Origin of the sequence: Clostridium sp. LY3-2, assembly GCF_024705715.1 — a bacterium.
Lineage (GTDB): Bacteria > Bacillota > Clostridia > Clostridiales > Clostridiaceae > Clostridium.
In genome coordinates, this window is the sequence record NZ_JAMDLQ010000014.1 from 44,321 (window position 1) to 58,875 (window position 14,555).

The following is a 14,555-nucleotide window of genomic DNA, read 5'->3' on the forward strand; positions in this document are numbered from 1 at the left end:
CATTAAGATAAATAACTAAAGAAAAATTTAAAATACACAAAAGATAAAATAACTAAAAACAAAGGATGAATTTAAAGAAACAAAAGATAAGATTTAATTAGAACGAAAGATAAATAATTGTAGTTTTTTAAGAGCGAGCCATTTTGGCTCGTTTTTATTTTTATTGAAAAAGGTAAATTGTAGTAGTATAATTTAATTAAGTAATTACTTAATTAAATCTGGAGGGGCTATGATAGAAGAAATTAAAGTTTTTAAAGCGCTAAGTGATGAAACTAGGGTTAAGATTTTGCTCCTAATTTCAAAAAAGAGCATGTGCGCAAAAGGCATTGCAAGAGAAGTGAAACTAACTGAATCTGCGGTATCCCAGCATATTAAAGTTTTAAAAGAATCTAATTTAATAGTAGGATATAAAATCGGATATCATATTATCTATGATTTAAATATAGACGTTTTAGAGAAAGCATCAAATATGATTCGTAGCATAGTTAATTTAGATAAAAAGCACAAAAAAGAATCAGTTAGTAAATTATGTATTAGTGATTGTAAACATATTAAATGTTTAAATAATAAAATAGAGGAGGAAATTATTGTGAGAGTATGTTTTCCAGTTAAAGAAAATGAAGGAATGAGCAGTATGCCTTATGGACACTTTGGTACTGCACCTCTTTTTGTAATTTGTGATTTAGAAAAGAAAGAGGTTAGAACTATTAATAATGGAGATTTAGGTCATGAACACGGAAAGTGTCAACCTATGAAAGCCTTAGGCGGAGAAGATATAGATGCTGTTATAGTAGGTGGTATTGGTGCTGGTGCTATAACTAAATTAAATTCAATGGGAATAAAGGTTTATAAAGCAGTATCAGGTGATATTGAATCAAATATTAAAGCTTTAGAATTAAACGAGTTACAAGAGTTTTCAAGTACTCATACTTGTAGTCATAACTGCACTCATTAAATTTAAAAAAATCCTAAAAGTTATATATAACTTTTAGGATTTTTTTTATTTATAAGTAAAAGCTTATTATTATTATAAAAACAATATATATTATTTATAAGCGGATTAGGTATATAATTAAATTAAAGTTAATTATAGGGAGATTTTAAAATGGGTAACAAACTAACAAGTGAAGAAAAAGCAAATTTAAAAAAGATTGGAATTATTAATCAAAAACAAGAAGAGTATTATTCAGTCAGATTTTTAAGTGATGTTGGCTATTTTAAAGCAGAGCAAATAGAAGCTTTAGCTAAGATAGCAAAAGACTTTGGAAAAGGTGAAATAAGCTTAACTAGTAGATTAACTATAGAGATTCCGTTTATAAAAGAAGAAAATATAAATAAAGTTATAGATAGAGCAAAAGAAGAAAATTTAAGAATTGGTGGTGCAGGTAATACAGTTCGTGCAATAGTTTCTTGTAAGGGGACTGTTTGTAAGCATGGAATGATAGATACTAGAAAGCTTTCTAAAGAAATAGAAGATGAGTTTTTAGGAAGAGAAGTCCCATCTAAATTTAAGATAGGTATATTTGGTTGTATGAATAGTTACGGGAAAGCTCAAAGCAATGATTTTGCTGTGATTCCAAAGTTTAATATAGCTATGAACGAAATGGACTTTTTAGTATTTTTAGGGGGAAGAGCTGGAAGGAAGTCTAGAAAAGCTAGCCCTATGAAAAAGAAGTTTAAAGAGGAAGATTTAATTAGACTTTTAGATAAAACTATAGAGTTTTTCAATGAAAATGCTATAAAAAAAGAAAGATTTGCAGAAGTTATAGAAAGACTTGGGGAAAACAAGGTAGAAGATGAGATAATTAAAAAATTTAAAGATGAAATATAAAAAGAGATGTGTTAAAGATGAAATATAAAGAAGTAGTTATAAAAGAAACTAAAGAATTAGATAAATTTTTTAATAAAAATAAAGAATATGAAAATTTTATAAGAGATAAAATAAAAAATGATACTATAAAACTTATAGAAGAAAAGCCCTACAAGATTAAAACTTGTAGAGGACTAAAATTCTTTGGGAAAACTATATTTGAATTTAAATTAATATATAATAAATTTTTAGCTTGGAGAGTAGCATATATCTATGATGAAGATGAGATAGCTATATTTTTTATATCTAATGTTTTAATTAAAAATGAGTTTTTAAAAGAGTTAAGTAAGTCAAGAGGTGTATCTAAATGATGGTTAGTAATTTAGAATTTATAAATGTAGCTATGACTTCATTAAAAAGGATTAGTGAAAACTCTAAGGTTCAATTTAAAACTTTTAAAAAAGATAGAAAGGTTGAAATAATTAAACTTAAAGAAGGCTTTACTATTGTAGAAAAAGGTTTTAGAGATACGACTTTTGAAAACTTAGATTATAAAGAAGTAAAAAAGTATTTAAAAGATATTCAAAAAATAGAATTTCCAAGAAGCAATAAGCTTTGGTATAAAATAGTCTAGATATTTTTTCTAGGCTATTTTTGTTATAATAATTATATTATTTTAAAAAGAGGTACATATATGAGAATTAAAAAAATACATCACATAGCTATAATTTGCAAAGATTATGAAAGGTCTAAAGACTTTTATGTAAATATATTAGGATTTAAAATAGTTCACGAAGCTTATAGAAAAGAAAGGGAATCTTATAAGCTAGATTTAGAACTTTATGATAATAAAATAGAATTATTTTCTTTTAAAGATTCACCGAAAAGACCTAGCTACCCTGAAGCTTTAGGCCTTAGACATTTAGCATTTGAAGTTTCTGATATAGAAAGAGAAGTTGAATTTTTAAAAAATAATGATATAGCTGTAGAAGATATAAGGATTGATGAGTTTACAGGAAAAAAATTCACTTTCTTTAGCGATCCAGACGGATTACCTTTAGAGTTATATGAAATAAAAGAATAAGGATAGCCTTATTCTTTTATTTTACTGAAATACTTTTTTGACCAATCCTCTAAAGAGTGTAATACTTTAGCTAAATCTTTTCCTTTAGGAGTTAGTAAATATTCTACCCTTGGAGGATTTTCTAGGTAATCAATCTTTTCTATTAAATCATCTTCTTCAAGTTCTTTTAACTTTTCTGTTAAAACCTTGTGGCTTATAGATGGTGTTATTCTTTGAAGTTCTAAAAATCTTTTTTCACCGTTATCTAGGTGGCATAAAATAACAGCTTTCCATTTGCCGCGTATAAGTTCCATAGCTAAATCTAATAAACAAACATAACTTTTATCTTTATAATTTATCATAAAAATATCTCCTAAAAATCTTTTCTTATATTATATAATAACAGAAAAAAATTAAAATTATATGGTTACTAAAAAGTGCGTACTTATATAAATCTATTAATAGAACTATACTAAACACATAAGAATTTTTAAGGAGATAGATAATATGAAAAGTTTATTTGATAAAACAAGTTTAAATGGAATGAGTATGAAAAATAGATTTATAAGGGGTGCTTTGTGGGAAGAACTTGCAGATAGCAAAGGGCATTTAACAGATGAACTTATAAATGTATATGAAGAACTTGCAAAAGGTGGAGTTTCAACTATCATTACAGGATATGCATTTATAACAGAAGAAGAACAGCCAAATCCTAGGATGATGGGAATATATAATGATTCATTTATAGAAGAATATAAAAAATTCACAGATAGAATTCACAGTTTAGGCTCTAATATAATAATGCAAATAGTTTACGGCGGATTTATGACAAATTTTAATACAGAAGATAGAGTTATATTTGGCCCTTCAAGCATTCAAAACGAACAAACAAAAACTTTTGCAAAAGAAATGACTAAAGAAGATATAAAATATATAGTTAATGCATTTTCTGAAGCTGCACTTAGAGTTAAAAAATCAGGATTTGATGGAGTTGAAATACACGCAGGGCACGGATATTTATTAAGTCAATTCTTATCTCCTTATTATAATAAGAGAGAGGATGAGTACGGTGGTTCTATAGAAAATAGAGGTAGAATAATATTTGAGGTTTATGAAAGTATAAGAAAAAAGGTAGGAGACGACTTTAGAGTTTTAATAAAATTAAATTCTTCTGATTACGTAAAAGAAGGTGGTTTAACTATAGAAGACAGTTTATACGTCGCTAAAAAGCTAAGTAGACTTGGAATTGATGCAATTGAAGTTACAGGAGGAAATGAATCTATAACAGAGGTAGCTAAAAATAATTTAGGGGCAGCTAGAACTAAGGTTAAATTATCAAAAGATAATGAATCATACTTTAAAGATTATGCAATTAGATTAAGTAAAGAAGTAGATACGAAAGTAATTTTAATTGGAGGAAACAGGCATTTAGATGTTATGGAAGATATATTAAATAATTCAAACATAGAATATTTTAGTATGTCTAGACCTTTAACTTGCGAGCCTAATTTAATTAATATTTGGGAAAGCGGAAACTTAAAAGAACCAAGATGCGTATCTTGTAACGGGTGTTATAGTACCTACGGTAAAAGATGCATATTAAACGGTGCAAAAAGATTATAATATAAAGGGATGTTTAATTTTCTAGTAAACATCCCTTTATATATTTGTGTTATTATTTATGATATAGAATTTGGAGGTGCAATATGAATATCCTTATAGCTGATGATGAAGAAAAAATGGTTAAAATTTTAAAAGCATACTTTAAAAATGAAGGATTTAATGTAATTGAAGCATATGACGGACAAGAAGCTTTAGATAAATTTTTTGAATTTAACATAAGTTTAGCTATTTTAGATTGGATGATGCCTAAAATTGATGGGATAGAAGTATGTAAATATATAAAAGAAAATAGTAGCACAAAGGTTTTAATGCTAACTGCAAAAGATGATTTAGATGACGAATTTAAAGCATTAAATTCAGGTGCTGATGAATATATAAAAAAACCATTTGACCCTAGGATTTTAATTTTAAGAGCTAAAAAGCTATTAAATGAAAAAGAAAAGTTAGAAGTAAAAGATATAGTTATAAATACTGAAGAAATGAAAGCCTATAAAGGAGGCGAAGTATTAAAACTAACTAAAATAGAATATGATTTACTTAATATGTTTATAAAAAACAAAGGAATAATTTTATCAAGAGATAAGATTATTGAGATAGTTTGGGGAATAGGGTACGAAGGTGATTATAGAACTGTAGATACTCACATAAGAAGGCTTAGAAGCAAGACATACGAAGACTTAATTAAGACATATAGAGGAATCGGTTATTCTTTGGAGGTGGATTAAAATTAAGATAAATAAAAAGATATCTTTAGTTGTATCTTTAGTAATTATTTTTGTTTTAGGATTCTCATCTCTAATTAATACTATGTTTGTTTCTAAATATTACATATATGAAAAAAGTAAAGTTATAAATAAAGTATATGAAAATATATCAAAGCTTACTCTAAAGGAAACTGTAGATGATATAAAGTTTTTAGAAGATAAATACGGAGTTAAAATAGCATACACTAAGCATAGTAAAAACATTGATGATATAAATGAAAAGATTAAAGATCAATTTTTCAATAAGGGAATAAAGTTAAATAAGTTTTGGATAACAGAAGATACCCTTTTAAAGTCTAAAGATAGCAAAGTAAATAAAATATATTATCAAAACGAATCAAAATATAAAGTATTTGCAAGTGTATTTATAAAAGAAGATTATATATTTGTAATTGGAGTTCCTATGGAATTTGTAAATGAAACTTTAGGGATAGTAAATAAATTTAATATTATATTACTTATATTATCTATTATAATAATAACTATTTTAATTTACTTCTTCTCAAAAAGGCTTGTAAAACCTTTAGAAAACCTAAAAGATTTAGCTAAAGATATATCTAATTTAAACTTTAGAAAAGAAGAGATTAAAACAGGTGATGAAATAGAAGAATTATCTATAGCTATAAATACTATGAGTGAAAACCTAGAAAGTGCAAATAAGAAAATAAACTATAAAAACGAGATGTTAAAAGGAGTAATTTCAGGTATTTCTCACGAATTTAAAACTCCATTATCTTTAATTAAAATTTACAGTAGAGGAATAAAAGACGGACTTGATGATGGGACTTATCTAGATACTATAGAAGAAGAGGTTGATGATTTAAATAACCTTGTAAGCGAGCTTTTAGTTTGGGCTAAAACAGAAACTAAAGATTTAGATTTTGAAGATTTAAATTTAAAAGAAATCATATTAGAAACTTTAAATAAATACAGTGCATTAATTAAAGATAATAATATAGAGATTTATAAAAATTTAGAAAGTTTAAATATAAAGGGAGATAAGTCTTTAATTAATCTATTAATATCAAACCTTTTATCTAATGGGATAAAATATACAGATAATAATAAAATTGATATCTATTTAAATAAAGATGAAAAGTATTTAAAAATAAAAAATGGGAACAAATACGAAATTTCAAATACAGATGATTTAATAAAGCCATTTTATGTATTAAATAAATCTAGAAATAAAGAACTTTCAGGAACGGGGCTTGGACTTACTATAGTTAATAATATCTGCAAAGCACACAGGTTTAGCCTTGAAATTATTTCAAAAGATAATAATATAGAATTTATTGTTTATTTTGATATATGTAACAATGGTGTAACAAAGAAAATATAAAGTATCACTAAAGACTAAAGAAAAGGTGATACTATGAAAAAGAAATTTCCAATAATTATATTTATAATATTTATAATTATTCCAGTTTCTCTTTTTATCTATACAAAATACATAGAAAGAGAATTACTTACAGTAAAAAAGATTAGTTTAGATTTTAATGATAAAGGATCAGAAAAGCTTAGAGTAGTTCAGTTTACAGACACTCAATTAGGTGAGTTTTATACCTTAGAAAATTTAGAAAAAGCAGTAGAAAAAATAAATAAATTAAATCCTGATATAGTTGTTTTTACAGGTGATTTAATAGATAATGCAGCTAAATATAAAGATATAGATAAAGTATCTAAAGTTTTAACTAAAATAAATAGTAAATACGGAAAATACGCTATTTATGGAAATCACGATTACGGGGGAGGCGCCGTAAGATATTATAGTAGAATAATGAATAAATCAGGTTTTGAATTATTAAAAAATGATTCCCATTTAATAAAAGTAAAAGGTAAAAATATTAGGATTTTAGGTGCAGATGATGGTCTTATGGGTAGTTTTAATTCAAGGCTAACTATGAGTAAAATAAATAAAGATGATATAAATATCTTATTATTACATGAACCAGATTTAAGTGAAAAATTCTTAAATTATAAAGTAGACCTTATATTATCTGGGCATAGTCACGGAGGGCAGATAGACTTACCTTTTTATGGACCTGTAGTTAAAAATGTTTTATCAGAAAAATATACTAAAGGCTTATACGATTTAGGAAATAAATTCAATACTAAATTATATGTAAGCAGTGGACTTGGAAATACTAAACTACCATATAGGTTTAATAACGTACCGCAAGTAGTATGTTTTGATTTAACTATATAAAAATCCCCTAGAATAAAAACGGAGGTATGTTTTTATTCTAGGGCCATATTATAAATTTTTATAAAAGCTTATTAAATCTTTTTTATTAGTTATGCCTAAAGTTATAGGTGTAACTAATTTTTTTGCATCTTTTCCAATTAATTTACCATCTACAATAAATTCTTTATTAAAAAGGTTTTGTGCCCAAATAATTAATTTATCTATAGTAGGGGTATCTACTTCTAATATTTCAGCAAAGGATTTTAAAATGCAAAGCCCAAAATCTATATCTTCTGTAAAATATCTTGAATTTAGGTCTGGGATATATTTATCATCAACCTTTATCATAGGAGAGTAAATCCCTAAAAATCCAGGCGCTGTATTTATTTTTTTAGAAAGCTCATCTGGAGTCTCTATATTATATCTAATTTTTATTTTTTCAAAATCATATTCGTAAAAATCATTATATTCATTAAATTTATCAAAAATATTTTTAAGTTCATCATCTAAATCTAGTAATGTTTTAGAGGCGATATAGCCCCAAGTTTCATAAAATAATGGATTTTCATCATAAAATACACCGTCTTTATAATCTTTAAATAACTCATAAAGCCTTGAAGGGTGCATTGTAGGATTAGATGGTGAAAGTGCTATTGATAGATAACTTTTTAAAGGTAAACAAGGTATATCTATAAAGTTTGTCATATCGTTACAAACTTTATTTGTATATTCCTTTGGTACTACTGATATCTTCATAAAATTATTTTTTTGTTTTAAAGTAACAGATTTGCCGTAAGAATTTAATCTAGTTATAGATGGAACTCTTTGTGTTCCAAAGTAGATTATACCTTTATCTAAAAGGTCTTTTATATAAAATTCTTTTCCGCCAAAGCCTGGAATAGTACCGACAATAGAACCTTCTTTTGCATATTTAATAATTTCTTTAATTGTAGATTCAGCCATAAAAGAAGGGTGAGTTATTAAGATATAATCTGCATTTTCAACGCATTCTTTAAAACTAGAAGACACTTTTTTTAATTTAGTATTGGATACAATATTTTTTTCTTCTTCGATAAGTTCTATTTCATCACAAAAACTTTCAGTTTTTGAAGTATGCAAAAAAACTTCAGTATTTTCTTTTAAAGAAATATATGTAGCTAAATAGGTTCCTATGTTTCCAGCGCCTATAATTGCTATTTTCATTTAAGCACATCCTTTCGTAGATATTAAAATAATTTTACTTATTTATAATTTTTTAGTAAAGAATTAATAGTAAAATTATATTATAAATTTGTTATTATAAGCTTTTATTTTATAAAATTTTATTAATTTAAATTGATAGAAAAAACGAGTATACTATAACTTAAAAAATAACATTATTTTACGTTATTTGTAAAAAATATAATAAAGTTAAAGATTTGATTAAAAAGGACATGAATTTTGCAATAAATTACAAAAGAAGATATTAATTCAAGATTGATGTTAGTATTAAAGTACAAATTGAGAGTAAATGAGGTGCTTGAAATGCTTAAAGAAACTAAAACTAGAAATATAAAAATCTTCATTTATGGTATATCAATAATTCTTATGATAATATTTATTTTTTCTATTTTTCAAAAGGAAAAAGGAAGAGTTTACACAACTAGGTTTATTAATTTAGTTAAAGAAGAAAAGGTTTTTAAATTAGAAAAGAATGATTTGAAAAGTTTTAAAGAACAGATTTTAATTGAAAAGGGTAATTCAAAAAAAGCAAAGAATACAAAACTTTCAAATTATTCATTAGGGGTTATTGAGTATTTAAATGAGAATTATGAAAAATCAATAGAATTTTTAAAAATAAGTGAAGGCTATAGTCTAGAAAGTGATAAAGAGTTAGAGTTTGATATATTAGTAAAACTAGCTATGAATTATACATATATAGGAGATCTACGTGAATCAAATAAATATATTAAAAAGGCAGAAGAACTTGGGCGTAGTAATGGACTTGGAAATGAAGTATCAGATGCTTATTATGAACTAGTTTCAAAGCGAATTGATTTAGATTATAACGTTAAAGATTGCATAGAATTGTTAGAAAATTCTTTAAATTTAATACAAGACCATAAAAGGGTTATGAAATCATATTTACTTTTAGCTACTTTAAATAGATTAAGGGGAGACTATAATCAAGCTTTGATTTATGACCAAAGAGCTATTGGAATAGCATTAGACTCAAAAAATGATGAATACCTAGGGAAGTGCTTAATTAGCCTTTCAGAAAATTATTATACAAAAAGGCAATATAGAAAAGCTATAAATTTATTACAAACTATTATAGATGGAAATATGGTTAAAGACCCAGAAGACAAGCTTAAATTATATGGTTATCTTATAGATTGTAATTTAAAAACTGGTAATTTAGAAAAAGGTGAAGAATATAAAGAAAAGTTTTTAGAAACTGTAAATAGTTTAAACCCAAATGCAAGGGTTAGAGAAGTTATGTGGCTTCATGTATTATATTCTGATTCTAATCTTTTAGTTGGAAACTTTGAAGTTTCAGATAATCATTTAAAAATGGCAAAAAAATTATATTCGAAAAATAATAATAAGGTTCATATAAATACTAAATTATTATTAGATAAATTAGAAATAAAAAGACAGTATACTAAAGATAAAGATTATAAAAAAGCAATTAAAAAATATGAAAATATAATAGATGAAATTAAAAAGAAAGAAAGTGGCTTTAATTTATATTACGATTTAGTTTGGGAAATTTCAACTTTAAGTTATTTAAACAAAGATAATGAATATTTGTATAAATATTCTAAAGAAATTTACGAAATATATAATGAAGTAAATATTACAGTTGATACAGATAGCGTTATAGCTGATTTAAACACATATGTAGAAAAGAGAGAAGCTTATATTGATAAATATAAAATATATGGATTAATAATATTACTTATTTTAGCTATAGCAGTGGTGTTTACAATTTATAATATAAATGTTAAAATATCCAAATCAAATAAGAAATTAGAGAGAGATAATATCACAGACGGTTTAACAGGGGCTTATAATAAGAGATATTTAAATCAAATCTTAGAGAAAAACATAGGAAAAAACATAGTTTTCGTTATGTTAGACATTGACTTTTTTAAAAGCTATAACGATAATTACGGGCATATGCAAGGAGATGAAGCTCTTATTACAGTTTCTAATCTACTAAGGGATGTGTTTAAAGAAGACTTAGTATTTAGGTATGGTGGAGAAGAATTTTCAATAATTTCAGAAAGAAATTTTGATTTTGTTATAAGAGATTTAGAAATTTTTAATAAAAGACTGCATGAAAAAAATATTGTACATGAATTTTCAAGTATAAGTGACAGAATTACTTTAAGTATGGGGATTAGTAAAGGGTGTATAACTTCCTTTGAAGAGGGCGAGAATCTAATTAAAGAATCTGATAGGAAATTATATGAGTCTAAAAGTACGGGGAGGAATAAAATTAGTTTTTAAATACTTAAGGAGGAAATTATGATCAATGATAAAATTATGAGGGAATTGCAAGATATTTTAGGTGAATTATATGTAAAAAACGGTACAACTGATGAAGTAGTGCGTTTAAGCCAACTTATCGACGAACTTATAGTTAAAAAGCAATTAGGAAAATGTAAATCACTTATAATAAAAAATAAAAATAATTAAATAATTAATAGAAAAAAGCTTAAAAAGATGTTAAGTTATATTTAAAAAGGATAAAAGGTGGGGAAAAAAACTGAAGAGAATTTGCATTTTTATTAGTTGTATCTCTTTAATTGCACTTATAATTACAGTTCCTTTTAAAAACTCTAAATTTTTCGATACTGATGAGTATAGAGGAATTGTTTTAAGTTTAGCACAGGAGTATGGTACCGATAAAAAAGGAATCAAAAATGAATTATTAAAAAAAATAAAAGATAATAGTATGTGTGACCGTGAAAAGGGAAGTTATTACGTAGCTTATATAGTATACAACTTAGTTTTTCCAGATTTTGATGAAATAAAAAGGGTTTCAGATGAAACAGAAAGAATTTTAGTAAAAGAAAAAATGTATGTTCATCTTTCATATTATTACTTTTATATAGCTTTTATGTATAGTCAGACATATGATTATAATAAATCCTATGTAAATATATATAAAGCTAATGAACTTGCAGGTGAACTGTATTCAAAAAATAAAAGTAATTATGTATTAGAACTATTAACTTCAACTAAATACCTTCAAGCTAGTATAGAAGGTGATTTAGGGTTAAGTGATTTAGCTAAAAAGAACTTTGAAGAAGCGGAAAAATTAGAAAAAGAATATAGTCTTTCTAATTATTTTGATACTATAAATAGTAAAATAAAATATAATCTTTATGAAAAAGATTATAAAAAAGTTATAGAACTTTCATTAGATTTAAAAAGTAAGATGGATAAAAGAAACAAAATAGAAATCCTTTATTTTTTAAATGATATGTACCTTGCAGAAGCATACATAAATACAGGCAATCCAAAAGCTGCTGAAAAGATTTTAAACTCTTATTTAGATAATTCTTTAAATAAAAACGAATTAAGCTACAAATATAGAATAATTGGAGATTTAGAAGAAGCTAAAGGGGATTATGAAAAAGCTTTAAAAATTAGGGAAGAAGAATATACTTATTTAAGCAAGACTATGGATTATAGAGGTCAATTACTAGACCTAGAAAAGATTTTAGAATTATGCAGATTAACAGGGAAAAAGGATGAGATGATATCTTGGATAAATGAATATAGAGAATGTATTAGAAAGGTATCAAGTTTAAAAGGAACTCAATACCTTATAGGATCGTTAGGTGATATAGAATTACAAAACACTAAATACAACAACAAAATATTAGAATTAGAATCCAAGAATTTAACATATATAGTTACAATAATTATTATAATCTCAATTTTAGTAATTATTATAATCGGGATTGCAAACAGAAATAAAAGAATTAGAAATGAAATGCTTTCTTCAAATATTGATATATTAAGCAATCAACTTAACTATCAATACGAGCATTACAACAATATAATAAAGTATCAAGAAGAAGTAAGAAGGCTTTGGCATGATATGAAGCATCATACAAACTTACTTAATACATTAATAGAAAAAGGAGAGTATGATGAATGTAAAAAGTATTTAGCATCTATGTCTAATACTATAGATTCAAACAGAAGTAAGTCAATTACTAGGCATAGTATATTAGATGCAATATTAGCTAACAAACAAAAAATTTGTAGCGATAAAGATATAAATTTAATTTTAGATATAAAGGTTCCGAAAACATTAAATATTAATAATTTTGATCTTTGTGTAATATTTAAAAATCTTTTAGATAATGCTATTGAGGCAAATTTAAATGAAAAAAATAAAGAAAAGTATATAAACGTTAAAAGTATGGTAATGAATAAATACTTATATATAGAGGTTTTAAATAGTAAAACTAACGATATAGTAAAGTCAAAGGGGAAATTTGTATCTTCTAAAACAGATGGGGCTATTCACGGACTTGGAATAGAAAGTGTTAAAAAGAGCGTAGAAAAATATGATGGTAACATTAAATTTGAATTTAGTGATGAATGGTTTAAAGTAACGGCACTATTAAAAAATGAGATTAAGCAATAAATTTTGCTTAATCTCATTTTACTTTTTTAGAGAAATAATCTAAAAATGAATCTTTAGTTGATTTCAAATAAAATCTACTAATAGGAATTTCAAGATTTTTAGTTGTAATTATGTTAGTGCCATTAATAGAGTCTATATAATGCATATTTACAAGGTAACTCTTATGACATCTTACAAATGATTTAGTAGATAAAATTTCTTCTATTTCATTTAATTTATCATAAAAACTAAAGGTTTCTCCATTTGCTTTAGTTAAAATAATTTGCCTTAATTTAGATTCAAAATAAACAATATCATAAATATTAAACTTAGATATAATAGAACCTGATTTAATAACTATGTAATCCTCCTTTTTTTTATTTATATCATTTATACACTTTAGTAATTCTTTTTTTACTTTGATTAAAGAAAGTGGCTTTAGAAGATAATTAGAAGGATTAACTTCATAACCATCTAAAAGATAATCTTTACTGTTAGTTGTAAAAATTATTTTTACATCTTTATCAAACTTTCTAATAGCTTTAGCAAGTTCTATTCCGTTTAAAGAACTCATAATTATATCTAAAAAAATGATATCAAAAATCTCTTCTTTATTTGTAATTATATCAAGCAGTTCATAACTAGAAGAATAACTAGATATAAGTGATTTGACGTTTAAATCATTTACAATATTGTGCACGATATCGTAAGTCTCTCTCAATTGATGTAAGTCATCATCACATATTGCAATTTTAATCATTTTAAATTCCTCCAAAAAGTTTAATTAAATATATTATAATATAGAAAAAAATTAATATAAACAGGTAAGGAGCTTATATAAAAATTTGACGAAGAAAAGGAAGTTATTTATCATAAAAGTTATAATAGAATTAAAGGATGTGGGTTAATGAGAAAATTAGATAAGATTATTGAATTTAATAAAAAATTTATAAAAAACGAAGATTATAAAGAGTATGAAACTTCTAAAGTTCCAAAGAAAAAGCTAGTTATTTTATCTTGTATGGATACAAGATTAACGCAGCTTCTTCCAAAGGCAATGAATATAAAAAATGGTGATGCAAAAATAATTAAAAATGCAGGGGCTACAGTTATGCATCCCTTTGGAAGTATAATGAGAAGTATATTAATTGCAGTTTTTGAATTTGATGCTAGTGAAATATTAGTAGTAGGTCACAGCGGGTGTGGGATGTGTAATTTAGATACTTCAAAAGTGATAGATAAAATGCTAGATAGGGGAATTAAAAAAGAAAACTTAGAAGTTTTAGAGTCCGCTGGAATAGATATAAAAAAATGGCTTCACGGATTTGATTCTGTAGAAGAGTCAGTAAAAGATAGTGTAAACTCTATAAAAAATCATCCTCTTATGCCAAAAGATAATATAAATATTCACGGGTTAGTTATGGATCCTAAAACAGGAAAATTAGATATAGTAATCAATGGATATAAATAAAACT

The 14,555-nt window shown here is 25.1% G+C and carries 16 protein-coding genes; 13 read left to right on the forward strand and 3 right to left on the reverse strand.

The window, feature by feature from the left end; translation table 11 throughout:
• Positions 1–229 precede the first annotated feature (229 nt).
• The 5 genes from M4I33_RS16910 to M4I33_RS04140 all read left to right on the forward strand — a co-directional run bounded on the left by M4I33_RS16910 (position 230) and on the right by M4I33_RS04140 (position 2,894).
• Entirely contained in the window at positions 230–955 is a 726-nt protein-coding gene (locus M4I33_RS16910) for a metalloregulator ArsR/SmtB family transcription factor (protein ID WP_374707688.1), read from the forward strand.
• 150 nt (positions 956–1,105) lie between these two features.
• Complete coding sequence (locus M4I33_RS04125; protein ID WP_257915618.1) at positions 1,106–1,831, forward strand: nitrite reductase; 726 nt, start codon at positions 1,106–1,108, stop codon at positions 1,829–1,831.
• A 17-nt stretch (positions 1,832–1,848) separates the two neighbouring features.
• Complete coding sequence (locus tag M4I33_RS04130; protein ID WP_257915619.1) at positions 1,849–2,181, forward strand: hypothetical protein; 333 nt, start codon at positions 1,849–1,851, stop codon at positions 2,179–2,181.
• Positions 2,178–2,444 carry a hypothetical protein gene (locus M4I33_RS04135; protein WP_257915620.1) on the forward strand — a complete coding sequence of 89 codons (267 nt, stop codon included), beginning with the start codon at positions 2,178–2,180 and terminating at the stop codon, positions 2,442–2,444. The genes M4I33_RS04130 and M4I33_RS04135 overlap by 4 nt, the downstream gene beginning before the upstream one ends.
• 60 nt (positions 2,445–2,504) lie before the next feature.
• On the forward strand, positions 2,505–2,894 hold the full coding sequence (locus M4I33_RS04140; protein WP_257915621.1) for a VOC family protein: 390 nt from the start codon (positions 2,505–2,507) through the stop codon (positions 2,892–2,894).
• 8 nt (positions 2,895–2,902) lie between these two features.
• On the opposite strand, the gene M4I33_RS04145 is transcribed toward M4I33_RS04140, so the two are convergent.
• On the reverse strand, positions 2,903–3,235 hold the full coding sequence (locus M4I33_RS04145; RefSeq protein ID WP_257915622.1) for a helix-turn-helix domain-containing protein: 333 nt from the start codon (positions 3,233–3,235) through the stop codon (positions 2,903–2,905).
• Positions 3,236–3,380: 145 nt separating this feature from the next.
• Here M4I33_RS04145 and M4I33_RS04150 point away from each other — a divergent pair, with 145 nt between their 5' ends.
• The 4 genes from M4I33_RS04150 (at position 3,381) to M4I33_RS04165 (ending at position 7,469) form a co-directional block, all read left to right on the forward strand.
• The gene (locus M4I33_RS04150; protein ID WP_257915623.1) at positions 3,381–4,496 is read left to right on the forward strand and encodes an NADH:flavin oxidoreductase; all 1,116 of its coding nucleotides are present in this window, start codon (positions 3,381–3,383) and stop codon (positions 4,494–4,496) included.
• Between the two features lie 83 nt (positions 4,497–4,579).
• The gene (locus M4I33_RS04155; protein ID WP_257915624.1) at positions 4,580–5,221 is read left to right on the forward strand and encodes a response regulator transcription factor; all 642 of its coding nucleotides are present in this window, start codon (positions 4,580–4,582) and stop codon (positions 5,219–5,221) included.
• A gap of 82 nt (positions 5,222–5,303) precedes the next feature.
• Positions 5,304–6,602, forward strand: coding sequence for an ATP-binding protein (locus tag M4I33_RS04160; RefSeq protein WP_257915625.1), 1,299 nt, complete (start codon positions 5,304–5,306; stop codon positions 6,600–6,602).
• Positions 6,603–6,635: 33 nt separating this feature from the next.
• Positions 6,636–7,469, forward strand: a complete 834-nt coding sequence (locus M4I33_RS04165; protein WP_257915626.1) for a metallophosphoesterase — start codon at positions 6,636–6,638, stop codon at positions 7,467–7,469.
• A gap of 48 nt (positions 7,470–7,517) precedes the next feature.
• Here M4I33_RS04165 and M4I33_RS04170 read toward each other — a convergent pair whose 3' ends face one another.
• Positions 7,518–8,651 carry an NAD/NADP octopine/nopaline dehydrogenase family protein gene (locus tag M4I33_RS04170; protein WP_257915627.1) on the reverse strand — a complete coding sequence of 378 codons (1,134 nt, stop codon included), beginning with the start codon at positions 8,649–8,651 and terminating at the stop codon, positions 7,518–7,520.
• Between the two features lie 321 nt (positions 8,652–8,972).
• Here M4I33_RS04170 and M4I33_RS04175 point away from each other — a divergent pair, with 321 nt between their 5' ends.
• From M4I33_RS04175 to M4I33_RS04185, 3 genes are all read left to right on the forward strand, one after another.
• On the forward strand, positions 8,973–10,943 hold the full coding sequence (locus M4I33_RS04175) for a GGDEF domain-containing protein (RefSeq protein ID WP_257915628.1): 1,971 nt from the start codon (positions 8,973–8,975) through the stop codon (positions 10,941–10,943).
• A gap of 18 nt (positions 10,944–10,961) precedes the next feature.
• Entirely contained in the window at positions 10,962–11,132 is a 171-nt protein-coding gene (locus tag M4I33_RS04180; RefSeq protein ID WP_257915629.1) for a Spo0E family sporulation regulatory protein-aspartic acid phosphatase, read from the forward strand.
• A 259-nt stretch (positions 11,133–11,391) separates the two neighbouring features.
• On the forward strand, positions 11,392–13,101 hold the full coding sequence (locus M4I33_RS04185; protein WP_257915630.1) for a GHKL domain-containing protein: 1,710 nt from the start codon (positions 11,392–11,394) through the stop codon (positions 13,099–13,101).
• Between the two features lie 13 nt (positions 13,102–13,114).
• On the opposite strand, the gene M4I33_RS04190 is transcribed toward M4I33_RS04185, so the two are convergent.
• Positions 13,115–13,840, reverse strand: coding sequence for a LytTR family DNA-binding domain-containing protein (locus M4I33_RS04190; RefSeq protein ID WP_257915631.1), 726 nt, complete (start codon positions 13,838–13,840; stop codon positions 13,115–13,117).
• A 147-nt stretch (positions 13,841–13,987) separates the two neighbouring features.
• Between M4I33_RS04190 and M4I33_RS04195 the strand changes: the two genes are divergently transcribed.
• Positions 13,988–14,551, forward strand: a complete 564-nt coding sequence (locus tag M4I33_RS04195) for a carbonic anhydrase (RefSeq protein WP_257915632.1) — start codon at positions 13,988–13,990, stop codon at positions 14,549–14,551.
• Positions 14,552–14,555 lie beyond the last annotated feature (4 nt).